At 44.6% G+C, this 24,224-nt stretch carries 14 protein-coding genes; 10 read left to right on the forward strand and 4 right to left on the reverse strand.

Features of this window, described 5'->3' with window-relative positions:
- The first annotated feature begins 5 nt into the window (after nucleotides 1-5).
- The 4 genes from ubiH (at nucleotide 6) to ACXAH6_RS11675 (ending at nucleotide 5,933) form a co-directional block, all read left to right on the forward strand.
- Nucleotides 6-1,220 (forward strand): 2-octaprenyl-6-methoxyphenyl hydroxylase, encoded by a 1,215-nt coding sequence (gene ubiH, locus ACXAH6_RS11660; protein ID WP_474877008.1) that lies wholly within the window; start codon nucleotides 6-8, stop codon nucleotides 1,218-1,220.
- Nucleotides 1,221-1,224: 4 nt separating this feature from the next.
- Nucleotides 1,225-2,400 (forward strand): FAD-dependent monooxygenase, encoded by a 1,176-nt coding sequence (locus ACXAH6_RS11665; RefSeq protein ID WP_474877010.1) that lies wholly within the window; start codon nucleotides 1,225-1,227, stop codon nucleotides 2,398-2,400.
- Between the two features lie 149 nt (nucleotides 2,401-2,549).
- Nucleotides 2,550-4,541 carry a hypothetical protein gene (locus ACXAH6_RS11670; protein ID WP_474877012.1) on the forward strand — a complete coding sequence of 664 codons (1,992 nt, stop codon included), beginning with the start codon at nucleotides 2,550-2,552 and terminating at the stop codon, nucleotides 4,539-4,541.
- A 117-nt stretch (nucleotides 4,542-4,658) separates the two neighbouring features.
- On the forward strand, nucleotides 4,659-5,933 hold the full coding sequence (locus tag ACXAH6_RS11675; RefSeq protein ID WP_474877014.1) for a M24 family metallopeptidase: 1,275 nt from the start codon (nucleotides 4,659-4,661) through the stop codon (nucleotides 5,931-5,933).
- 7 nt (nucleotides 5,934-5,940) lie between these two features.
- Here the strand turns inward: ACXAH6_RS11675 and ACXAH6_RS11680 are convergent, their stop codons facing one another.
- Complete coding sequence (locus ACXAH6_RS11680; protein WP_474877153.1) at nucleotides 5,941-6,810, reverse strand: LysR family transcriptional regulator; 870 nt, start codon at nucleotides 6,808-6,810, stop codon at nucleotides 5,941-5,943.
- A 135-nt stretch (nucleotides 6,811-6,945) separates the two neighbouring features.
- Between ACXAH6_RS11680 and gcvT the strand changes: the two genes are divergently transcribed.
- From gcvT to gcvP, 3 genes are all read left to right on the forward strand, one after another.
- Nucleotides 6,946-8,025, forward strand: coding sequence for a glycine cleavage system aminomethyltransferase GcvT (gene gcvT, locus ACXAH6_RS11685; RefSeq protein ID WP_474877016.1), 1,080 nt, complete (start codon nucleotides 6,946-6,948; stop codon nucleotides 8,023-8,025).
- 27 nt (nucleotides 8,026-8,052) lie between these two features.
- Entirely contained in the window at nucleotides 8,053-8,442 is a 390-nt protein-coding gene (gcvH, locus tag ACXAH6_RS11690) for a glycine cleavage system protein GcvH (RefSeq protein WP_474877018.1), read from the forward strand.
- Nucleotides 8,443-8,602: 160 nt separating this feature from the next.
- Nucleotides 8,603-11,500 (forward strand): aminomethyl-transferring glycine dehydrogenase, encoded by a 2,898-nt coding sequence (gene gcvP / locus ACXAH6_RS11695; protein ID WP_474877020.1) that lies wholly within the window; start codon nucleotides 8,603-8,605, stop codon nucleotides 11,498-11,500.
- 125 nt (nucleotides 11,501-11,625) lie between these two features.
- Here gcvP and ACXAH6_RS11700 read toward each other — a convergent pair whose 3' ends face one another.
- From ACXAH6_RS11700 to ACXAH6_RS11710, 3 genes are all read right to left on the reverse strand, one after another.
- Entirely contained in the window at nucleotides 11,626-12,159 is a 534-nt protein-coding gene (locus tag ACXAH6_RS11700; protein WP_474877021.1) for a hypothetical protein, read from the reverse strand.
- 22 nt (nucleotides 12,160-12,181) lie between these two features.
- The gene (locus ACXAH6_RS11705) at nucleotides 12,182-18,694 is read right to left on the reverse strand and encodes an ATP-binding protein (RefSeq protein WP_474877023.1); all 6,513 of its coding nucleotides are present in this window, start codon (nucleotides 18,692-18,694) and stop codon (nucleotides 12,182-12,184) included.
- Between the two features lie 64 nt (nucleotides 18,695-18,758).
- On the reverse strand, nucleotides 18,759-19,250 hold the full coding sequence (locus ACXAH6_RS11710) for a hypothetical protein (RefSeq protein WP_474877025.1): 492 nt from the start codon (nucleotides 19,248-19,250) through the stop codon (nucleotides 18,759-18,761).
- Between the two features lie 438 nt (nucleotides 19,251-19,688).
- Here ACXAH6_RS11710 and ACXAH6_RS11715 point away from each other — a divergent pair, with 438 nt between their 5' ends.
- Genes ACXAH6_RS11715 through ACXAH6_RS11725 form a run of 3 tightly spaced genes read left to right on the forward strand, consistent with a single transcriptional unit; the run spans nucleotide 19,689 to nucleotide 24,222 of the window.
- Nucleotides 19,689-20,546 (forward strand): TnsA endonuclease N-terminal domain-containing protein, encoded by an 858-nt coding sequence (locus ACXAH6_RS11715; RefSeq protein ID WP_474877027.1) that lies wholly within the window; start codon nucleotides 19,689-19,691, stop codon nucleotides 20,544-20,546.
- Nucleotides 20,543-22,777, forward strand: a complete 2,235-nt coding sequence (locus tag ACXAH6_RS11720) for a hypothetical protein (protein ID WP_474877029.1) — start codon at nucleotides 20,543-20,545, stop codon at nucleotides 22,775-22,777. Before ACXAH6_RS11715 ends, ACXAH6_RS11720 begins: the two co-directional genes overlap by 4 nt.
- The gene (locus tag ACXAH6_RS11725) at nucleotides 22,777-24,222 is read left to right on the forward strand and encodes an AAA family ATPase (RefSeq protein ID WP_474877030.1); all 1,446 of its coding nucleotides are present in this window, start codon (nucleotides 22,777-22,779) and stop codon (nucleotides 24,220-24,222) included. Before ACXAH6_RS11720 ends, ACXAH6_RS11725 begins: the two co-directional genes overlap by 1 nt.
- Nucleotides 24,223-24,224 lie beyond the last annotated feature (2 nt).

The raw sequence follows: 24,224 nt of genomic DNA on the forward strand, positions 1-24,224 counted from the left end.
TCAAGGTGCTCACGTCGGATATAGTGATTGTTGGTGCTGGTACGGTTGGGAGTGTATTGGCGCGAGGGCTGATACAGCGAACATCGTATCGCGTTGCTGTAGTTGAACACAAAGAAAACGACGACAATGGCACACATCCGGGTTTTGATGCCCGTGTGATTGCATTAGCCGGGCGTACTGTAGACGAGCTTACCAAGCTCGGAGTGGCATTAGATAACACTGTGCCCGCTGCGATTGAACACATTTTGGTGTCTGACGAAGGCCATATTGGGCAATGTCGATTACACGCGAAAGATTACAATGCTGAGGCGTTTGGCAAAGTGGTGTCATTGCAGGCGCTTGGTCGGGTGTTAACCTTTCCTGAAGATGAGCGGTTAACGCTGTTTTGCCCCGACAGTGTTGCAGCAATTGAGCGCAGCCCAGCGGGCGTGACAGTCACGTTAGACAGCGAGCAAGTGATCAACGCCAAACTGATTATCTTTGCCGATGGCGGGCGTTCATCACTGGCTCAATCATTGGGGTTTGAAAAATCGGTAGATGACTACGGCCAAACCGCGATCATTTGTAATCTTGATACTAACTTGCCTCACCAAGGCTGGGCTCATGAGCGCTTCACTCCTCATGGTCCGCTGGCGTTTTTACCCTTTCATTTAACAGACAATACTCGTGACAGCGCTGGTTATTCTGTTGTGTGGTCGCAACCACATGACAAGGTAGACACAGTGATGGCAATGGATGACGACGCCTTTATTGCTGAACTTCAGCAAACAATTGGCTTTCGTCATGGCGTAATCACTCATGTTGGTAAACGCTCAGCGTACCCATTGGCCTTGCATCGTACAGCGCGTTGCTTCCAGCATCGTGCGGTAGTGGTTGGCAACGCCGCCCAAGCGCTGCACCCGATTGCAGGCCAAGGCTTTAACCTTGGGTTACGCGACGCAATGGACTTGGTAGATTTGTTTGCCGAAGATGCCCGTATTGACCCCGGTGAATTTGAGTTGCTTTATCGTTACGGACAAAAGCGCAACCAAGACAAGGCAATTACTATAGGACTAACCGATACATTAGTACGCGTGTTCTCGAACGAGCGTTGGCCGTTGGTGGTAGGTCGTAATATAGGTTTACTGGCAATGAGCAAGCTGAAAACGGTACAACGCCTATTTGTTAAGCAAACCATGGGTTACGCGCAAGTAGCCAAACAGATTAAAAAACACGGATAACACTATGCATCAGGTAGATATTGCCATTGTTGGCGCAGGAATGGTGGGCTTAACTTTAGCACGAGCATTGAAAGACTCGGGCTTGTCGGTAGCGGTGATCAGCCATCAGCCGGCTAAAAGTGAAATACCCGATGCGCCTTTACTTCGCGTATCGGCCATTCACGCTGCCAATCAAGCCGCGTTACAAAACTTGGGTGCGTGGCCACTAATGCCGCAAGCGCGTTTAAGCGCTTATACGGCAATGCAAGTGTGGGATACCGACAGCTTCGGCAAAATCAGTTTTGATTGTGATGAGATGCAAGCGCCGGAACTGGGCCATATCATCGAAAATCAACTCATTGTGAATGCGCTGGTTGATGTGGTTGAAGCCCAAGACAATGCGACTATTCTTGCGCCAGTGAAAATTGACAAAGTGCTCACGGGTAAACAAGAAACCATGTTGATGCTGAGCAATGACGAGGTGGTATCGTGTCGATTATTAGTGGGGGCCGATGGCGCACAATCGATGATCCGCAAGCAGGCGTCTTTTCCGCACAGCTTTAAAGACTATGACCACACGGCAATTGTTGCCACAGTACGTACTGAACTCCCCCATAACCAAGTGGCGCGACAGGCATTTACGCCTACAGGCCCTTTGGCATTGTTGCCGTTGGCCGACCCGCACTTATGCTCAATCGTGTTTTCTCAACAAACGCTGGTAGCGAACGACTTAATACATGCAGATGACGCGGCGTTTTGCCAAGCTCTGATGGTCGCGAGCAACGGGGCCTTGGGTAAAATTTCACTGGAAAGTGAGCGACAGAGCTTCCCGCTTACCATGCGTTACGCACGCCAATGGGTGAAAGACGGTGTAGTGATTATTGGTGATGCCGCTCATACTATTCATCCGTTAGCTGGGCAGGGCGCAAATTTAGGCATGCAAGATGCGCTGGCCTTGGCTGAGCTAATTCTAGATGTTCACGCTCAGGATAAACCATTTTATTTGCACCGTTATCTGCGCCCATTTGAGCGAGCGAGAAAAACCGAAGCGTTAAAAATGATAGCCGCGATGGAAGGCTTCAAGCAGCTTTTCGACGGTAATAACCCACTGAAAAAGTTCATTCGCGGCGCAGGATTAACGGCCGTCGATAATTTACCCGTGGTCAAACAACACTTTATTTCTCAAGCCATGGGCTGGTAGAAAAATACAATGTAAATAAATGGTTGTATTTTGTGGTGTTTGAGTTGTTGATTTTTATACAAAAAAACAACAAAAATTCTTTTTGAATTCTGGTATCCGTATAAATAACAAGCAGTTTGTTATTAAGTGAAGTTCCTGTGGATACTATTTTGACATCAAATCAGGACCAGTTGCTGGATCTCTTCAGTGATATTAAGGTTCATTGTAACGACCTCACCAGGCTCAATACCTGGTGGGATAAAGTTTCGCTTATCGGTAAGATCAACAGCCTTAATATTCCTCAAAGTTTGCTCGCCAACATGCTTGAGACTAAAGCCCAGTTTGGTGAGCTACAAGAAGCTTTGATCAACAACCTACTTAACGAACATCTCCAGCAACACCTCAAAGACAGTGAAGCCATGGCTCAGGTACTGGTGGATATTCCCATTCGAAACCTGTTTGAGCGTACGGCTGATGTGGGGTTTTTAGCCACCGACGACGTAATGCGACACTTTTTAACCTTGTCTGCAGAAGAAGCCGAAATACAGCGCACAACGGTAGAAGAAAGACTCAAAGAGTACGCAAGTAAATACACGGTATACAACGATATTTTGCTGATAAACCGGCAAGGTGAGGTGTTGGCAAAACTCGATACGGTGAATCCCGTAGTGGTATCTGCCGACCCTGCTATCGATCAAGCTCTAGGTTTAAAAGATGATTACCTAGAGGTACTTCGAGAGTCTGACCTACGCCCGTTACAAGACAAAGCCTCGTTGTTCTTTGCGCCCGTGTTTGCAGACGAAACCGATGCGTCGGCCATTGGTGTGGTATGCATGAGTTTTCGTTTGAACAACGAAATGGCGGGTGTATTTGAAAGTTTAGAGGTGCAAGGGCAGGGCACTATTTTGGCACTGCTTGATAGCGCCAATCAGGTGTTGGTTTCCAATCAGCCAGACGTATTGAGTGCAGGCATGTGTTTGTCTCTTCAACAAGACACTCAGTTATTCAGTTTTAATAATCGACTGTATTTGGCCACGCGTCGGTCTACTCGCGGATATGAAGGGTACACAGGTTTGGGGTGGCAAGGGTGTGTACTCATGCCCTTGAGTACAATGAACTATGATGCAGAAGAAACGCAACCTTACGCGTTAACACAAGTTAACGACATAGACGCATGGCGTGGTTTTTCGCCCGCTCTGTTAGATATTCGGCGCAATTCTACCATTGTGACTGACGACCTTGATTTAGTGGTACTCAATGGGCGAATTTCAGCTGCACGTCGTGATGCAGAGGAATTCATTCCGATATTGGAAGAGATCCGGCAAATTGGCCGTAATATGCAAGGGATCTTCAGTCAATCAGTGGCGAGTTTAATGAAAACCGCACTGAATACTCACTTACATGAATTGTCGTTTCAAGCTGCGCTAGCCACCGATATTATGGATCGCAACCTTTACGAACGCGCCAACGACTGCCGGTGGTGGGCGTTAACAGACTCATTTGGTCGTATCATGGCCAAGCAGAGCATAGATGAACATGATCGTACACAGCTAAGCACAGTGTTGGCGTACATTAATAACCTCTACACGGTTTACACCAATATTTATCTTTATGATAAGCAAGGGCGAGTATTGGCAGTGTCTAACCCACACCATACTGACATGATAGGCTCGGTATTGCCCGATGACTCCGGTGCAAAAGCTGCGTTGCAGTTGTCTTCCACTTTGCAGTATTCAGTGTCTCCGTTTAAAGCGAACTCCCGTTATCAAAACCAACCCACTTATGTCTATAACGCCGCGGTGCGTTATGCCAACAACATGGTTGGTGGTATTGGGCTTATTTTTGATAGCCAGCCACAATTTCAGCGTATTCTTGAAGATGTTATTCCGAGCAGTAGCACCGATCGTATAGGTTTGTTTGTGGATAGCTTTGGCTTAGTGATCAGTTCAAGTGCGCCTGAATTGTTTGGTGTGGGACAACATATCACCCTGCCAGAACATATTGCTAACTTGGGCAATGGAAAGCATGGGGCCACCTTTGTAACATTGAATAACGCAGCGTATACAGCGGGTTATGCGGTATCTAAGGGATATCGTGAATACAAAAATAGCGATGAGTATCGCAATGATGTTGTGGCGCTAATCCTTGAACCGAATAACTAAACCCGAGTTGCTCATAAACCTTTGTTCGCGTTTTTTCGTCGCGTACTTTATTGCCCACCGACGTAAAACTCAGTAGCCTGAGGTTTCACACTACCTCATTCCTACATAGGCAATAAAATGGATAAAAGAACGTTTCTTAAAGCGTCGACATTGGGCTTGGCTGCGCTTTCAAGCCCTTCTTTAGTTTCTGCAAAAACAGTTAAAACAAAACCGGCACTTACCTCACTCACTGGCGATATGACAGCCATTAGTGCAGAAGAGCGCAGACAACGTATTGCCAAGGCTCAAGCCTTAATGAAACAACAAAACATTGCCGCCATTATCCTCGAACCTGGTGCGGCAATGGATTATTTTACCGGTATTCAGTGGTGGCGCAGTGAGCGCTTAACCGGTGTGGTGATCCCTCGAGAAGGCGCGGTTGGCGTAGTTTGCCCGTTTTTTGAAGAGCCGAGTATTCGCGAGTCGTTGCAAGTGGGGGATGATGTGCGCGTATGGCAGGAGCATGAATCACCGTTCGCACAGATAAAAGCCATTTTAAAAGACAGAGGCATCACCCAAGGTAAAATTGGGTTTGAAAACACCGTGCGTTATTTTGTGCTCGATGGCGTAATGTCGTTGTTGCCCGATATGCAACACACGCCAGCAGAGCCAATTACGCTAGGTTGCCGCATGTATAAAACTCATCACGAATTAGTGTTAATGCACAAAGCCAACGAAGTGACTTTGGCAGCCTATGAGTATGTATTTGCTAACCTCGAATTAGGCATGACCCAAGCCGATGTGAAGCAAATGATGAATCAGGCCCAACGTGATTTGGGCGGCAGCGGTACTTGGTGTTTGGCGCTTTTCAATGAAGCCTCGGCTTACCCTCATGGTACCAAGCAAACCCAAACTATTCGCGAAGGCAGTGTTGTGCTGCTTGATAGCGGGTGCAGCGTGATGGGGTATCAGTCAGATATCAGCCGTACTTTGGTGTTTGGCGAAGCCAATAGAAAACAAGTCGCAGTATGGAATGCGGTGCGCAAAGGCCAACAAATTGCTTTTGATGCCGCTAAAGCGGGTGTGCCGGCAGGCCGTATTGATGATGAAGTACGCAAATATTATGTGTCGTTAGGGTACGGGCCAGACTATCAACTGCCCGGGCTTTCTCACCGCACCGGCCACGGCATTGGTATGGAAGGGCACGAAAGCGTGAACTTTGTTCGCGGCGAAACCACACCATTGGCAAAAGGCATGTGTTTGTCGAATGAACCGGGCATTTATTTACCCGGCGAATTTGGCGTGCGCTTGGAAGATTGCATATACATGGGCGAGCAACAAGCCCATTGGTTTACCTCTCCGCCTAGTTCAATTGATACCCCGCTGGGTAAGCTAGAGCCATTAAAAGCGTAAAAGGGCGCTAGCCGCCCTGACGCAAACGGGTTTTTATAAACTCGGCTAATGTTTTACTCACCACGGGGTGTTGGGAATCTTGGTTGAACAAACAAATGTTGATCCGCCCGAGTGAAGGCAAACTCGGGTGCGACAGCATAGTGAGGTTTTCAGGAATACTCGATCGCGCCAGCGCCGTCACGCCCAACCCTTGTTGAATAGCAGCGACCAAGCCAGATAAATCGGCATTGGTGTAGGTGATCCGCCATTGGCGAGTTTGCTGTTTTAACTGAGTGATCACCCGGCTGCGATACATACAGCCATCGGGCGCTAGTACCAGCGAAATCGCATCAGGCTTCATGGGTCGAGAGGCATCGCCCACCCACACAATATCATCTTCCATTACCAATTCAGCAGCCTCATCGTTGGCGGCGGAATCTTGCATGGGGTTTACCAAGGCCATGATTAAATCAAACTCGTCTTTGCGGGTGGGGTGGAGCAAATCACGGCTCAGCGCTGACGTAACTTCTAACGACACATCGGGATAGCGCTTAGAGAATTCGCCAATTAACCCCGGCAAAAGGGTAGAGGCGAACTCGTTAGGAATACCTAAACGCAAGCGCCCGCGTAGAGGAGCGACATCCAAGCTGTGAAAAATACTGTCGTTGAGCGCCAGCATCTCCTTAGCTTTTGGGTAAAGCCAATTGCCATCGCTACTCGGCACATGGCGCTGGCCCACCTTAGTAAAGAGTTTTTTGCCAATTTGCTGTTCGAGTTTTTTAATTTGCAAGCTAATAGCAGGTTGCGACCGACCCAGCCATTCACCGGCTTTGGCATAGCCACCTTGCTCAATCACACTCACGAACGTGCGCAAATTATCGAGAGAAAGTTGTTTCAACATGATTTGAATTTCTGATGATAAAACTTAAATACATTACAATTGTAAATGTAAGGATAAGAAATTCCAATTTGTTGCACAAGCCAACCCTACCTATACTTTTTGCCACATTAAAAACGGATAAAAGCAATCAGTATGTCAAATACCACTGCCCTTCATGCAAAACACTTGGAAGCCGGTGCCAAAATGGTCGACTTCCACGGTTGGGAAATGCCAATCAGCTATGGTTCGCAAATTGAAGAACACCACGCGGTTCGTCAAGATGCCGGTATGTTCGATGTGTCGCACATGACCATTGTTGATGTAGAAGGCGACGACGCCCAAGCTTACCTTCGCTTTTTGTTAGCGAACGACGTAGCCAAGCTAAAAGACAAAGGCAAAGCCCTTTACAGCGGCATGTTAAATGAAGACGGCGGCGTGGTTGACGATTTGATTGTGTACCACTTCACAGCGACTAACTACCGTTTGGTAGTGAACTCAGCAACCCGCGAAAAAGACATGAACTGGCTAATGAGCAAAGCAGAAGGCTTTACTGTGACCATCACAGAACGCCCTGAATTTGCCATGATCGCAGTACAAGGTCCAAACGCAAAAGAAAAAGCCGCTACCTTGTTCAGCGCAGCGCAAAAAGAAGCCGTTGAAGGTATGAAGCCTTTCTTTGGTGTACAAGCAGAAGACTTGTTCATCGCCACAACGGGTTATACCGGCGAAACTGGTTATGAAATTATGGTGCCTGAAGCGCGTGCCGGTGAGTTCTGGCAAGGTCTGCTAGACGCAGGTGTAAAACCTTGTGGTCTTGGCGCTCGCGACACCTTGCGTTTAGAAGCCGGTATGAACTTGTACGGCCAAGATATGGACGAAACCATTTCGCCTCTAGCGGCAAACATGGGTTGGACCATTACTTGGGAACCGACAGACCGTGATTTCGTTGGCCGTGCAGCGCTTGAACAACAAAAAGCGGCGGGTACTGACAAGCTTGTGGGCTTGGTAATGACAGACAAAGGTGTACTTCGCGCTGGCCTTAAAGTGAAAACTCACGACGGCGAAGGTGTGATTACATCAGGAACTTTTTCTCCAACTCTAGGCCACGCAATTGCGATGGCACGTGTACCAGCAAATGTTGGTGAAACAGTAGAGGTGGAAATGCGTAAAAAGTGGGTTACAGTAAATGTGGTTAAGCCCAGTTTTGTCCGCAATGGCAAAAGTGTTTTATAAGCAAAATTCAATAATTCAGGAACAATTATGAGCAATATCCCAACTGATTTACGCTATGCCGCTACCCACGAATGGGTTCGTCCAGAGGGTGATGGTGTATTTACTGTAGGTATTTCTGAGCACGCGCAGGACTTGCTGGGCGATATGGTATTTGTTGAATTGCCAGATGTTGGCGATGCAGTGAGCACAGGCGACGACGTAGCCGTTGCAGAATCGGTAAAAGCCGCTTCTGACGTTTACGCGCCAATTAGCGGTGAAGTCGTTGCCGTTAACGAAGACTTGGAAGACTCACCAGAGCTGGTTAACTCAGACCCATACGGCGACGGCTGGTTATTCAAAATCAAAGCCGACGACGAGTCTGAAGTAGAAGGCTTGTTGGATGCTGAAGGTTACGAAAACAGCATCGACGAAGAGTAATTTCTTTCGCCATTAGGCGAGTTTGCAAAAGGGCCCATGTGGCCCTTTTGACGATATATACCTTGTGTTTGTCGGGCTAATTGAGTGCTGAATGGCTCACGTAATTACCGCACAAATACCTGCGTAAAATTCACTAACCATTGCAAGTGTGCTTAACGATATGTCGAATTCTTCTCTAACATTGTCGCAACTAGAACAAAAACAGGACTTTATCCGCCGTCATATAGGCCCTGGTGAAACTGAAATCCAGGCGATGCTAAACACGGTAGGCGCTGACTCACTGGACGAGTTGATCAACCAAACTGTGCCTGCGGGCATTCACCTAGACACCCCCATTCAAGTGGGTGAAGGCGCAACAGAAGTTGAAGCGTTAAGTGCGCTTAAAGCTGTCGCTGGCAAAAACAAAATCATGCGTTCATTTATTGGTATGGGTTACTACGATACTCATGTACCCAACGTGATTTTGCGCAACGTATTAGAAAATCCAGGTTGGTACACGGCATACACGCCTTATCAGCCTGAAATTGCCCAAGGCCGTTTGGAAGCCATTCTTAACTTCCAACAAGTGACGATTGATTTAACAGGCCTTGAGTTAGCGTCTGCGTCTTTGTTGGACGAAGGCACGGCAGCCGCCGAAGCCATGACCTTGGCAAAGCGCGTATCGAAGAACAAAAAGTCAAGCTTGTTCTTTATTGCTGACGACGTTCACCCACAAACCATCGACGTAGTAGAAACCCGCGCAGAAATGTTCGGTTTCGGCATTGTTACAGGCCCTGCTGAAGAAGCCGCCAGCCACGACGTATTTGGTGCATTGCTACAATACCCAAGCACCACAGGTGAAGTGAAAGACATTCGCGACATTATTGCCGCTGTACAAGCCAACAAAGGTATTGTTGCCGTTGCTTCCGACCTAATGGCATTGGTTAAGCTAACTTCGCCAGGTGAACTAGGTGCAGACGTTGCACTAGGTAGTGCACAGCGCTTTGGTGTACCCATGGGGTACGGTGGTCCACACGCTGCCTTTTTTGCCACACTCGACAAGTACAAGCGTTCATTGCCGGGCCGTATTATCGGTGTGAGTAAAGACACCCGTGGTCGCCAAGCATTGCGTATGGCATTGCAAACCCGTGAACAGCATATTCGTCGTGAAAAAGCTAACTCGAACATCTGTACTGCGCAGGTATTGCTTGCCAACATGGCATCGTTCTACGCGGTGTATCACGGCCCAGAAGGCTTAAAAACCATTGCTAACCGCATCCACCGTTTTGCCGACATTCTTGCAACAGGTTTGACGCAAAAAGGCTTGGCACTGAAACACAGCACCTATTTCGATACGCTGACCGTGCTGGTGGACGACAAAGAAGCCGTGCTAGCTAAAGCAGTGGCTGCTGGCCTTAACTTACGTGCAGACCTTGAAGGTGCAGTAGGAATTTCGGTTGATGAAACCACCACGCGCGCTGACGTTGCCGTCTTGTTCGATGTATTGTTAGGTGATGATCACGGTTTAACGGTTGAAGCTCTCGATGCCGAAGTGACTACACAAGGTAGCCAATCAATTCCTGCTGGTTTGGTGCGCACTAGCGACTTCCTCACGCACGAAGTCTTTAACCAGTATCACTCAGAAACTGAGATGCTGCGTTACATCAAGAGCCTTGAAAACAAAGATTTGGCATTGAACCACTCAATGATTTCATTGGGTTCGTGCACCATGAAGCTAAACGCAACCGCTGAAATGATCCCAGTAACCTGGCCTGAGTTTGGTCAGTTGCACCCATTTGCACCGCTTGAACAAGCAACGGGTTATCAAGAAATGATCGCCGAACTCAGCGAATGGTTGATCAACGTAACTGGCTACGATGCGCTTTCTATGCAGCCTAACTCAGGCGCACAGGGTGAATATGCAGGCTTGTTAGCCATTCAGCGTTACCACGAGAGCCGCGGCGAAGGCCACCGTAATGTGTGCTTGATCCCAAGCTCTGCTCACGGTACTAACCCAGCTTCAGCGCAAATGGTTAGCCTAAACGTTGTGGTAGTGGAATGTGACAAGAACGGTAACGTAGATTTGGCCGACCTTCGCGCGAAAGCAGAAGAAGTAGGTGACAACCTATCGTGTGCCATGATCACTTACCCGTCTACCCACGGCGTATACGAAGAAACCATTCGTGAAATTTGTGACATCGTGCACCAGTACGGCGGTCAGGTTTACATGGACGGTGCCAACATGAACGCACAGGTAGGCATTACGGCACCTGGCTTCATCGGCTCAGACGTATCGCACCTCAACTTGCACAAAACCTTCTGTATTCCACACGGTGGTGGTGGCCCAGGTATGGGACCAATTGGTGTGAAATCGCACCTAGCACCATTCCTACCTAACCACAGCGTAGTGAATGTAGAAACTGCAGGCAAAGACTGTGGCGCAGTATCAGCCGCGCCATGGGGCAGTGCATCTATTCTGCCAATCAGCTACATGTACATCAAAATGATGGGTAGCGAAGGTTTGCGCAAAGCCACCGAAGTCGCCATTTTGAATGCTAACTATGTGGCTAAGTCGCTAGAAGGGCATTACCCAGTGCTTTACAAAGGTCGTAACGGCCGTGTTGCACACGAATGTATTATCGACTTGCGCCCATTGAAAGAAGCGTCAGGCGTGACCGAGCTTGATATTGCCAAGCGTTTGAACGACTACGGATTCCACGCGCCAACCATGAGCTTCCCAGTAGCGGGTACGCTAATGATTGAGCCAACAGAATCTGAAGCCAAGTTCGAACTCGACCGCTTTATCGAAGCCATGGTGAGCATTCGCGAAGAGATTGCCAAGGTAGAAAGCGGCGAGTGGGATGCTACAGACAACCCACTGCACAACGCACCACATACATTGGCAGACATTTGCGATAGCGAATGGAACCGCAGCTACAGCCGCGAACTAGCCGCTTACCCAGTCGCTACCGTTGCCCGCAACAAGTTCTGGCCAAGCGTTAACCGTATCGATGACGTGTACGGCGACAGAAACTTGATGTGCTCTTGCCCTGCCGTGGATAGTTATCGGGAAGAGTAGGTTGGTTGACTAACTGCAATTAAAATTGTGAACGCTGCAATTAAAAATGTGAATGCAATTAAGATTGTGAACGCATAAGTAAGAAAAAAGCGAACCAGAGATGGTTCGCTTTTTTAATCTCAAGTCTATTTAGATATTTCATTTTTTAGCTCATTTAGTTTGCCACATAATTTATCAATAAAATGACATACACTTTCAGCCGCATTTTCAAACTCTGTTTTATTTGACGGTGAACTTTCTGATGAGCGAAAACCTATTTCTTCTTCAGCCCAGTTAGTCAAAAAATCATAAATTTTTTGTTCTTCATCGGAAAAAACGGCTGAAGGCACTTGTTTACTCCTAACAGACTCTAGGGAAACAAACTCAATAAAGTGCAACGTTCTGTATAAATCAACGATCATTGAAAAGCTGTCCGCAGCAAGGGACTGATATTTACCGAGTCTGTTTCTTTCCCATACATTAGCTTCAGGAGACAATATGCTTAAGGAGTCGATTATTCCTTTAAATCTGGCTAATGGGTACGCATGTCCATTTAGGGAACTTCTGTGTTTCCATATTTTTAAGATCAACTCAACGGTTTGCTCCTGATATTTTTCTTTTTTTTCTGCGTCTTTTTCACGTTCAACACGATCCATCATTTCGGCTAAATGATGTGACATCCACTTTCCCAGTGTATCGCAACTATCGGAGAAACCCAGCTCTGTCGCTAGGTGGTGCCCAAGTACCAATACGTCCTTCAGTGGTAAAGATTTCTCCAGTTCTTCTGAAAAGGTAGAGTCTTGTGTATCGCGCTTCTTTTTCGGACTCTTTGTTATTTTCTGTAATTCCATCTTTAGTTACTCTTCGTGTTATTTCGACCTCAAAGATTAGATCAAAGTCAACTTTATCTAGATATTCCTTTAGGTGATGTAGTGATATTTTTAGTCTATGCCCATTGGAAATAACATCTTCACCGTGTATGTATTCTCTTTGTCGGGAGTCATCTCTTACATCAGCCCATGCTTCATAATGAAATACTTTGCTTCCGTTAGTGGAATTAATCCAGCTAACGGGGTAGCTGCCCGACTGGCGTAATTTCAGTATTTCAATGACATTTTCAGACGGCGTTGTTTCTATTAAGCGGACACCATGATTAAACACATCCCTTTCATCTAATTGAGAATCACCAGAGTGCTCGTTAAGCCAACCACGTAATAAAAATGGAGCTTCATCTATCTCTAATTCATGGCCAGCAGGTGGCAAGCGGTAGTCGTGGGAGTCATCGGATGTTTGTAGTGCCCTAATCAATGACAACCCGGTATCTGGGTTAACAAGCGAAGAGGATATTCTTACACTGGAGTGATGATTACTGGTGCGAATATCATGATATGAATCCACAACTAGGTTTTCATCTCCGGAAGTTAAACCGAGCTCCAACTCAAAATCATTGGCGGTTATTGTGGCTACCCAATCTTCAGCCCCGACAGTTGGGGGATAGTGAAAACGTGTTTCTAGTGGTGTTGGGCAGCGAAGATCACTTGACCAGTGTGGCGGTTGAGTTAATCCCTTTTGTCTCAAAAAGCCGTTTAGCGTTCCATAATCGTCATCATCGTATTCAGGCTTTGCCAGTGCATTTACTGTCATCAGAGAACCTAAACTACACCACATGGCGTGCCACTCCAGGTAGTAACTATGACGCTCTATTGTCGGCATTGAACCGTGGCGGTGGCTGTAAAGAGTATAGTTAGCGTTTTGAAATTTATACTTTCTTGGTTCGTCTTCCCATTTTGATAAATTTGTGCCGCTATTCCAGCGATCTATGATCCAAGCTTCCGCCTCATCAAGGAACATTTTTTGGTCAACATCAGAGAAGCATCTTATCGCGCCTGGATACACATAACTTAGAGTATCTAGCGAATCAAAACGAAATCTTCTATTATTATCACCTTCGTGAAATCCTCCACGGGAAATCCTACGCTTAGATTTTTCTGCATCTAAATCAGAGGTATTAATGCTGCGTACCTTTAAAATTTCCTGCTCATCAAAATCAATAAAATCATTCGAAAGAAGCTTCATCAAACAGGATTTGGCAAAATGGCGTATCAATACATGTGGGAAGTCTTGCTCATTAGCAATGCTCAATAACCAGCGTGCGACAGGAACAATGGCTTCCGGCACCTCAGATGCAATTCGATCGAAGGTAACTATGAGCCAAAGACGGGCTGACAACCAATAGAAAGGCGCACTATCTTCACGATAGCCGGGCATTGATTTATGCTCATACAAAGCGGTTAACGCCACAATTGTCTTAAAATCTCCCATTCTGGCAGATGCTCTAATACTATGTGCTGCTCGCCACCTCACCCTGGTATCTACATCACCTAAGAACGAGTAAAGTTGGCTTGCAAATGCTGACTCAACTGAACACTTAGACTCAGTCTTCTTGGTTGAAAGTTTTAAGCGTGTGGTAAGTCGCTGTACATAACGAGTTGTGACATCTGCAATTTGTTCCCCGCTACAGTAATCAGTCAATAGTCTGATCACCGAATATAACTTGGGTAATGGCAAGAGTTCGGAATTTTTTTCCAGACCATCTAGCAGTATGCTAACCGCTTCTTCTTTATTTAAATTAAGGCTATGAATAACATCTTTAAGTATCCACTTGTCGTAACCATAATTTTCACCATAAGAGAACTCGCCCAAATGATTAGTAATTAAGAGTGGCAGGTTTTCCTCTTTCCAAGCAGATATGGCGTGAGATGACCCTATCCAAAAGTTAATGCAGTCAAGTAATGTTTTAGCCCATGTATAGCCAAGATCATCAATAACATTTCCATCGGTCAAGAAACCAAGAAAGGCAATACGATCTCTTGACTCCAAGCGATTGATTAAAGATCTCAGTATGTCATCACTAGTAATATAAAAATCTTCACCTCTAGCTACTTTTCTCTTGGCTTGAATTGAATTCATAAAATCGGAAGGTGATTCAAAGGAAATTTCCGCCAATTTTATACTTTCAATGAACTCGCGCTCCTTTAACTTCCTACTTGTCGAATCAAGTTTGTCATTGTTAGTTTGGGACTTGGTACTTTTTGGGGCATGTGATTTAAATTCAACTAATTGATTAAGTGCTGAGTGCCAATATTCATTACTCTCGCTATATGGGACGAGCTCATTTAACTCCTGACATACTTTGGAGTTACCGCTTCTGTTGAATCTTAACAACTCAGCCTTTGCAATTTCCTCTACCAGCTGACAGGCATCTTGAACGCTTGTAACTGACGCTAGTTTAGCCACAAGCTCCTCATTCAAATCATCACAGAAATTTAGCAAAGATGCAGCCTGCGCAGAGTTTATGGTACCTTCTGAAATGCCCGTAGACATCAACGCAGGAAGAGTTTCGCTGGCTTGAACTAAGTCACAATCTTCCCAATATCCGATAAGACTGATTGCTTTCGGCATATCCAATATAGCAACAGCAGAAATTGCATCATTCCAAGGAAAATGATCATAGCCATCAAGAAGAGTACCGTACTCCGTTATTATCTCAGCCATTTGACTTGCTATGAGCTGCGAATCTGCGAGCGAAAAGTGGTTTTTAGCGTTTTTGGATAACGCTGAAAAAAGAGCCACGTCATGCATAGCATCGACATCAACGTCATTAGCAATATCAACCGCTATTTTAAATACTTCTCTGGCTTCGTCCTTATCCACAAACAGTAATACTCTCGACAAATCCAAAAGGATGCTGATTTTTTCGTTTGCTGCTGTTTTTAGATCCTTTACTTCAACTGAGCGATAATAAATATCCTTAACTACTAGCTGCTTCAACTCTGGTATTTTTATTAGATTCGCAATAACTTTACGCTGACTGGAAGAAAACACAGATGGCCATTGTTTAAACGCTCCCTTAGCTAGGGTTAGCACTGTGTTCATATCGATATCAGGCACAACAGACAGCTTGGCTAACGATAAAGAAAGGTGACTACATATGGATTCAAAATAGTGTTCCCTAGACATCCTCCAGGAATTTTCAGACAAAGAGCCCAGTGCAGACTTAACTTTCTCTTCTGCACTTTTCGGCGCGATATTAGCCAGCAATACATCCGCTCTAACAGAGTAAACAGAAATTAAGCCTGACAGGTTTTCCTTTATCTCTTTATGCTTTTCCGATAGTTTTTGCTTTTTCTTATTTTTTTCGGTCTCATTAAGCTCTTCAGGTATAGGCGAATCAATCCAATAGGACTCTATTGTGACGTTGATACCCCGATGACGCATCAACAAAGAGTAAGCTCTAAAAGCGACATCGTTTTTAATAATATCGTGTATGTAGATGTTATTAACCAACCGCCAATTATCAGGGCATAGATATTCAAGGATTGGCTCAACTGAGGATAAATTCACTCCATTGGCCGCCAAAATTTCACAGCCACTAAGTAACAATTCCGCGTAGCTAAAACTGTCTGAGCCTTCTGAGGTGTGCCTTTCTAGCTCTTTTAGGTCGCAATATTTCAATACATCCTTGTTGCACAGTGACTTTTCAAGAGAGGCACAATCGATATCATGGCCGACAAGCGCCAAGGGTATTTGGAACAATGATGACCAAGGATCTGGGATACAACCACTATCCAAAAACTCTTCAACGGTGACTACCTTGCCCGATAACAACAGGCGATCCAATAATCTGATCGCGATTTTGTAATGGATACTTTTCGGCTTCCAGCCACAAATGAATTCATATGCAGCCTGGTAACCCTCTATATCCAACACTGAATGGGCAACAGCAGTAATATCCTCAAGCTCTAATGGCCACGCATCTATATGTTGGTACCGAAGCTGGCTTTGTTCGGCTTTTTGTCGTTCAATATCTTCACTTCTCCGATTCATCCATTCACGAAGAATGCGTTTCTTTTCACGGGCAGCGATAAAATCTCTGTCAGCTGCATCACGGGCAACAATATGCGATAAGAACCTACCATGGCTTTCATATGTTTTTGACGAGTAAAGTATATTTCTGCCTACAGTATCAGACGCAAAATGGACAGATAAATCTGGGTTTTCAGCGATAATTTTGTTTACGGCATCATCTGTTTTTATCGCCTCAGCACCAACTAACAAGGTAAATATTGCATCTGCTTGCTCGCCTGCTGAGCGGCACACTTTCATTGCGAGCTGTAACCGCTGACGTTGCACTTCTCGGCGAATTATTTGGTCTTTTATAGCTTTTGGTGCTTCATTTTCTTCAATGATTCTTATGATTTCTTGACCTCGCCCAGCTGAAAATAGCGCTGAAGCCAAGTGCATGGCTGAATACTCGTCACTTTCATGATTGGCACTGAAATGTGCTGCTGAACGTTTATAAGCTTCCAAAAGCCTTGGCTGCGCTTTCTCTCTGACAAAAAATTCAACATCCTCATCAAGAAACCCTACTTTATCCTCAAGAATCCGCATTCCAGGAAGGTCAGAAACAATATCATTAACCCTTTCTATTGATATCCCCACAACACTAGCTAAATGTTGCTTTGGAACTGGTGCAGGTAGTGCTACTAACGATGAGCAAACAAGAGACAAGGTGTCAGAATTACCCTCCTTCAAAATAGCCTCTTCAAAGCGGGCTTCAAAGATTTGCTCTAACCCTTTTCCATTGGGCCTTAAAAATTCAATCGCTTTGCCCGCATCTGATGCTGCATAGTCGAATGCGTAACTTTGTACTCGTGGATTTCGGTTAGATAAATTATGAAAATCTTCTATCCATGCTTTGGTTGCGCTGGGAAATTGATTTAATACATTAAGCTCTGTTTCTTCCAATGAGAAGTTAGAGATTTCTACTGAGTTGTATTTAGATGGAATAGATAAGGAATCTAAACGTCCAGTTCTTGCAGAGATCATCAATCTAACATTAGCTGGCAGATTTCCGATTTTAATCAGTTCATGAACGAAACTGATTTCTTCTGGCTTACACTGCTTTGCACCCGTTACAGAATTATCCGCAGCATCAATAGCGACAACCAACAATGCATTAGCTTCTTGTGCCTCTAAAACTTTGCTTGCACTTTCGATTCTTAAAGAAAAAGCCTTAATAAAATCTACAGAAGTATCCTGGCTAATCAACAAAGGTAATCGCAATCGAGCTGAGGTTTCATTGATTAATTGTAAGTAGGCATCTTTCGGTCTATGTCGATAGGCTTCACTATCCATATAAGTGCCAGCACCATAACAGTCATATGTAATCATGACTGAGCCTTCAGGCAACAGATATTCAACCTGTTTTAGTACGGTCGTTTTTCCACTACCGCCTTCTCCATGCAGGCATATAAATTGATCGCCATTGACCATGGCAGTTTGTATCGCAACAGCAGCATTTCTGTTAATAGGATTTTCTACTGCTTTGAGCCTTGGAGGGCATGGGAATAGAGCTCGAGGGTCAGACACATTCATCCATGTCAGCACTGTTTCTCTTGTGATATAACTTCCTGTAGCCTCAGGCAGCATCAGCTTATGAATTCGATCTTTCAAATCCAGCACAAATCCCCGGTCAGCACTCAGTGTAAGATCTAGAATCTCATTAATCGCGCTTTCTTCCTGATCAAAGCGAGAACCTGCACCACAGTCAGAAAAGTCGAAGAGCTTAATAAATTGCTTAAAGTTCCCTTTAGTAAGGCCGCTGGCTGCTCTCAATTTTTCATGCTTTTCTCTTAGTCTATCTAACCTAATTTTTTCTTGGTCTGAACATGATTTTGGATTTTTACTAGGAACTGAGAGAGCATCCTTAAGATCGTTACCTATAAGGCGATTACTGACTAGCCTGATTGTTAGCGCACCAGCACCAATCAGGTCTGGCCTAGCTTTTAATATTGCAGTAAATGAATCAGCAAGCCCCTTGATAATACTGTTATTTGAAGGTTTCGATTTAGAGCTTGATAATTCCGAAACAGTCCAATTTTTTTCAGGTGTTGATGCAGAGTACTTTAGTTGCTCAATGACAACTTTTTCTGCCTGCTCTATAGTATGGCCACCGTAAAATAAGCCACAATCAACGGAATCCCACTCCGTTAATTCTTGTTTATTGTTGTCATCAAGGTTAACACCTTCAACAGTTACCGCAGTTAATGTTGATTCTGGTTCCAGTAATTGTAAAGCTAAACGAAGGGCCCACCATTCATGAAAATCATCACCAGTATTTGAGCCTCTAGCGCCTAAAAAATCAGGTTTCATATTAATTCTTATTTAAAATTTAAATGGTTGGCTACAGTTGGCAATACGAGTACTTGGCCAAATATCATTTTGGAAATTTCTCCAAACATGTTTTTAGTAGGCGAGTGGCTTGTTCAAAATTTTCAAACTGCTCTTGTAGGCCATAAGCCCATTTTATTCCGTGAAAAAAATTGTTCCTAAATCTGAATACTATGGTTAGACAAACAATAAGTTGATCGACAATGTCCTCGGTTTTTCCTAGTAAAACAAGTTCAACTAGTTCAGGGTTATCGTTTTTGCGAAGGTGGAGATGTTCGAAGCGATAATTCGTTTTCCCATTTTCGATATAACGGTTCATGAAGTAATGGAGTTGTTCATTGAACCAGCTCTCTTTGATGACTTGAGGTTCTATTTCATTCACTACACTGGTTATCTTTCGTACTGAACCTTCGTTGTCCAAAGCTTGGGCTTCGAATAGTGTCCACAACAATGTAAATCGACAGAGAACATCATGCTCAGATTTTGAAAGATTAGCTACACCAGGTGCAATATTCTCAATTTCCTCTATAGAAATCATTGGCACTCCTTTGTCAGATTGCAATTTTGAATTTACTTGAAGCCAAGGTATCAGTTGACGGGGTACGACATATTAAAAAATACTAACAGAGATGTTTCTATTTTTCATTTTAGGAAAGTTAAGTTAGCAGACTGCTGGTTTAATTTGGTCATAAATCAATCTGTGATTGTCAATCGATTTCAGAAGTCGTCTTTTTTTCTGATTATTTTTCATAAAAATAAAATCACAACAAATTCACTGTCTCCTTCCAAGAAAATCAAAAAGTTAGGAGGTCGGGCTAAAAAATACCGTTGATATATTTCAATTATTTGCTGTTTATTCAATCACGAAAAACAACAAAAGTGTTGTTTTTCATGTGGTTACGAAATCTCCCGCCTTGATCTCAGATCCTTTTTCGATCTCTAATATGCGTTGAGATCATTGTGAAAAGGAGGTCGCATGAAGAAGTTGGTTTATTTAAAACCACCCAAAACAGTACTGAAATATAAGCAATGGATTGCTGACATTTCTAATGGTGAATACCGATCCTATCTGACGGTTCGGGATGTTAATAAGATCGGACGCCGGCATTGGATTTTCTGCGACAGGCAAAACCGCGAAGTACATCTTTTATCTGATGGCGAAAGACGTATGTATATGGAATTGCTGTATAAGCGGAATAATGTTGCCATTTTTGAGCAATATGCCCTGGATCTCGATGAAACGCTTGATATTGCAGTTGAGCGTAACATTCTTCACCCGAGAAATTGGAAGACAAAGGAAGCCTATGTAATGACGACAGACTTCTTAGTGGAAACAGTTTCCGCAGATGGTCAAACAACACAGCTCACAGCCTACACATTCAAATATTGGGACCAAATCTTTAAGCTAAATTGGCTTGATGAAGTTGAGTACAAAAGTATGAGGACGTGGCAAAAATTCGCGATAGAGCGAGAATTCTGGCATCGCCGTGGTATTGAGTACAGAGTTGTGACAGAACGAGATGCTACCAAAGTGCAATATTACAACAAGTTGTTTTCAGAGGCCGCCAAAGACCTCCATGTTTCAAACGAAGAGCTGACTACATTTTTGAACTGTTTTTGCGAAAAATGGCAACTTGCTCCGTGGCTCCAATTACAGGATCTAATTGAACAAATCAGCAAAACATTGTCCATTTCGGATAGCTATACCCGACAGCTATTTAGGTTCTCGGTGCTCTACGGCTTTTTGCCACTAGCCCAGAAACGTGAGGAGCACATGGTTCGATGGTTTCGACCTGTCCACTTACTGAATGATGAATTGGAGTTGGCTGCATGAGGTTCGAAGGCGAACATCTATACAAAGATGAAATTGATTCCAAACTGGAACAAGTTACTTTGCAAATGTCTTACCGTATTTGTCATATAAGTTCCTGCCGCGAGTTTTATGCAGTTGCTGACATGCTTCAAGCGATGGAGGCAAGCAACCCTCCAAAACCAAGAGTGTTTAACGAAACTCAGTTAGCTCAGTTCATCCAAAAGCAAGGGCTAAAGACGGGGAAATCTTATGAGTTGCCAGAAACACTCAGTACTTCTGACAAGGTTCTTCTCAAAGAAGGATATGGCGTATGGCTCACAAGAAGGGACTTTAAATTTAACCACATAGAGTCGTTAACTGCACCGCATTTGGTTGAGCAATATCTCTATGGTAAAGGGCTGGGGGTAGAGATTGAAGCGTTGCTTTCATTATCGACATTGAAATGGAAATCGAAAGGGGCTTATCACAATGCACTAAATCGATTTATCATTTTTGGTATGGTGCCAAATGCCTTAATTTCGTTCCAATGGGCTGGTATAGGTAAAAATTATCCAGAAGCTGAAACTCCAAACGATCCAATAATTAAACGTGGTAGAGGCCGTAAAGATAATAGTAAAAGCCGAACGCAATTCAGAGGTATCACAACTCTCGACAAAAAGAATATTGCAGAGGTCGTCAAACAGTGGATCCGTGAGGGGAAAAAGCTCAGCAAGCGAAAGGTCTTCCAAAGTTTTGAGGATACGTTTCAAGTCAAATGTATTCCTCGAACGGTAGGACAACATGAAATTCCATACTATGACTTGCTCCCTCCTGAAGAGCGCATTTCACCCCGGATGTTCTATTACCATTTTAACCAGATTTTCAGTCGACGCGATCAGCTGGAAATGCGGGTAGGATCATTCCAATTTAAGAAAGACTACGAAGCACGTCAAGGCACAACACTAGAGGGTATATTGGGTGCAACATCTCGCTATGAAATTGATGCCACTGTACTGGACATGTATGTCCATTATCCTTACATAAAAAATCGCCGATACAGCATGGGGAGGCCTACTCTCTATTTTGTGGTCGATGTGTATTCAACCATGATAGTTGGATTTTACTTAGGATTTGGAGCACCGAATTCTGATGGCGTAGCGCAGGCTATGGTTAACGCCTGTATGTGTAAAGTCCAATTTGCAAAACGGTATGGTTTGGATATCGATGAGGCTGACTGGCCTGCTAATTTTATCCCTCAAGAAGTGACAATAGATAATGGAACTGAGTACCCCAATAAGCTCGTAGCCTCAATCCTGAAGTCAATGTTTGGGATAAAGGCATTTAACTTTACGGCAGTATACCGAGGAGACGCGAAGGGTACTGTCGAGGGCACGTTCGATATATTCAACGGTGAAGTGGCTCACTTTCAACCTGGCTCTATATTCAAAGAGCGTGACCGTACGGAACAGCATCCATCAAATCAGGCTGTTTTGAGCTACGACAGCTTGGTCCGTAAAATTATTCATTTCATCATTTTTCAAAATAAATCCGCTAAACGTCTTGAGAAGCATGGATTTGAGGCCATGGTGGATGATATTGGTCTTTCGCCGGAATCGATATTCCTTCACAGCCTAGAAAAGGATATGAGCGGTGGGCGCAAAACGCAGGAAACTGACGAAGCTAAGCTTCGCTGGGCGTTTCTACCGGAAGAAGAAGCAAGAGTACGAGAGGACTGTATTTACTTTGAAGGACTCAAATATCACCACTCATACTTTCATGAAGCAGGCTTGTATCAAACAGCGGCATTAGAAGGAACATTCCCTCTGATTGTGAAACGGGTAAAGGACTGGACGAATCACATATTTTGCCGCGTCAAAACTAAGGATGATAGCGCTAAATTTAAGTACCTCACGCTCACTTTGAAAAACGCAAACAATGGCTCTCCATATTGGGGAATGCCTTGGGATATTGTTTCTCATCAACTCGAATGGCTCAAGATGAAAGTTGTTGCGCACGAGGAATATGCAGCACGGTTACGTCAACACATGCGCAGTATGGCCGAGCCAGAGTTTGACCGTCTAATGGGGCAAATTGCATTAATGCCCGAGAACGAACGTAAATCTATCGTCCCCAGAATTAAAGAGTTTCAAGCTATTGGCAAGAAACTTAACACCCTGACTCATGCTCGGGATGTAATGGTCGCATTAGGGTTTGAAGGCGAGGCCGTAGAATTTGAATCACAACCAGAACTCACAACCACGGAGGGTTTTTAATGAGTTTACAAATCGATGCGCAGTACCGCAAACACCCAGTATCGCAATTCAACGGCAATCCGCTTACTGAGGCTTTACCAGCACCACGGAGCGTAACAGAGTTGCTTCGTCGTACAACTAGGACGATGCAATGTGACGCGGATTTTTGGTCTTTAGATCAACTATATCAACGTGCAATCTTGCAGGGAATGGGATGCACCCACGTTCCGTCGGATAAGTTTGTCACGTTTTACCAAAAATGCTGGTCGCTCTTGCTGCATTCTTATGCCTCCAGAAATCCTTTAGAGCCAACATCAATGGTATTAAAAATGGGACTGGCAGAGGCTTACCGCTCGAAACCGGACGGTTCCATAAAGCGCGGCATTGCCACTCACAAAACCACGGCATCAAGCGTCTTGGTCACTGGGTACAGTGGTGCTGGAAAAACTACAATGATCCGCAGTGCATTAGGGATTATTCCTCAAGTGATTCGTCACACTGAGTTTGAAGGGAAACCTTTCAACCAAAATCAAATTGTATGGTTGTCTTTGGATATGCCCTCAACGCCTTCGTTAAAAGCCCTGGCGCTTAACTTTTTCAAGGCTGTAGATGATGCCACTGGTACTACGGATTACTTTGAGCAGTGGGATGCTCGTAATCGTGAATCCGTTGATCGGCATTTAGCTGGAATGCAGTTAGTTGCAGCCACCCATGAGATTGGTTTAGTACATATTGATGAACTTCAGTTCTTGTTGGCATATGGCAACTCGGAAAAGGCACCAACCCTTACCATCCTTGAAGCTATGTTCAACAAAATTGGTATTCCAATGATTATCAGCTGCACAGATTCAGGGTTGCAGCTATTTTCGAAGCGAGTCCTTGTCGATGGTAAATCGCAACCTGAAATCACTACGCTACGCCGACTAGTCAATGATAGAGAATTTCGGTTGACGACTTATTCGAAGAATGGGGATATGTTCACTACCACATTACATGCGCTTTATCCCGATTGGTCCCTCCTTCATTGCAGCGAATTATCGACCGAATTCGTTAATAGGTTCTATGAGTATACCAGCGGGCTCCCTGCATTCATGACTCGTTTGGCGCAAGTACATCAGGAGTATCTGGTGTTTTTATACAATGAAGGCAAACTTGAACCCGGCACTTCGACAAATACAGCTAAATACTTGGAAACGGCATTCCTCAATCAGTTTCAGCTTTATAAGACGGCGCTGATGCATCTAAAAAATAAAGATATACGGGCTTATGAAAATGCATTGGAGGAAGTGCAGAAAGCGGAGAATACAGAGTCTGCATTGCCGGAAAGGCCTAAGGGCATTAAAGCACCACCCCAAAAGTCGATACCACGGTCGAGTCCAAAAGCGCCATTGCTTGCCCCTGTGCTGGGAGCAAACATATCTTCTGGTGCGAGTATAGGTCACTTTAAAACAGGGCTTAAAGACTAGGT

The sequence above is a fragment of the Alteromonas sp. ABE4_545 genome (assembly GCF_056161325.1).

Bases quoted from the DNA above. Each gene is read 5' to 3' on its own strand.
- ACXAH6_RS11665 (WP_474877010.1), top strand. From the start codon at position 1,225: ATGCATCAGGTAGATATTGCCATTGTTGGCGCAGGAATGGTGGGCTTA.
- ACXAH6_RS11675 (WP_474877014.1), top strand. From the start codon at position 4,659: ATGGATAAAAGAACGTTTCTTAAAGCGTCGACATTGGGCTTGGCTGCG.
- gcvT (WP_474877016.1), top strand. From the start codon at position 6,946: ATGTCAAATACCACTGCCCTTCATGCAAAACACTTGGAAGCCGGTGCC.
- gcvH (WP_474877018.1), top strand. From the start codon at position 8,053: ATGAGCAATATCCCAACTGATTTACGCTATGCCGCTACCCACGAATGG.
- gcvP (WP_474877020.1), top strand. From the start codon at position 8,603: ATGTCGAATTCTTCTCTAACATTGTCGCAACTAGAACAAAAACAGGAC.
- ACXAH6_RS11700 (WP_474877021.1), bottom strand. From the start codon at position 12,159: ATGTCACATCATTTAGCCGAAATGATGGATCGTGTTGAACGTGAAAAA.
- ACXAH6_RS11705 (WP_474877023.1), bottom strand. From the start codon at position 18,694: ATGAAACCTGATTTTTTAGGCGCTAGAGGCTCAAATACTGGTGATGAT.
- ACXAH6_RS11710 (WP_474877025.1), bottom strand. From the start codon at position 19,250: ATGATTTCTATAGAGGAAATTGAGAATATTGCACCTGGTGTAGCTAAT.
- ACXAH6_RS11715 (WP_474877027.1), top strand. From the start codon at position 19,689: ATGAAGAAGTTGGTTTATTTAAAACCACCCAAAACAGTACTGAAATAT.
- ACXAH6_RS11720 (WP_474877029.1), top strand. From the start codon at position 20,543: ATGAGGTTCGAAGGCGAACATCTATACAAAGATGAAATTGATTCCAAA.
- ACXAH6_RS11725 (WP_474877030.1), top strand. From the start codon at position 22,777: ATGAGTTTACAAATCGATGCGCAGTACCGCAAACACCCAGTATCGCAA.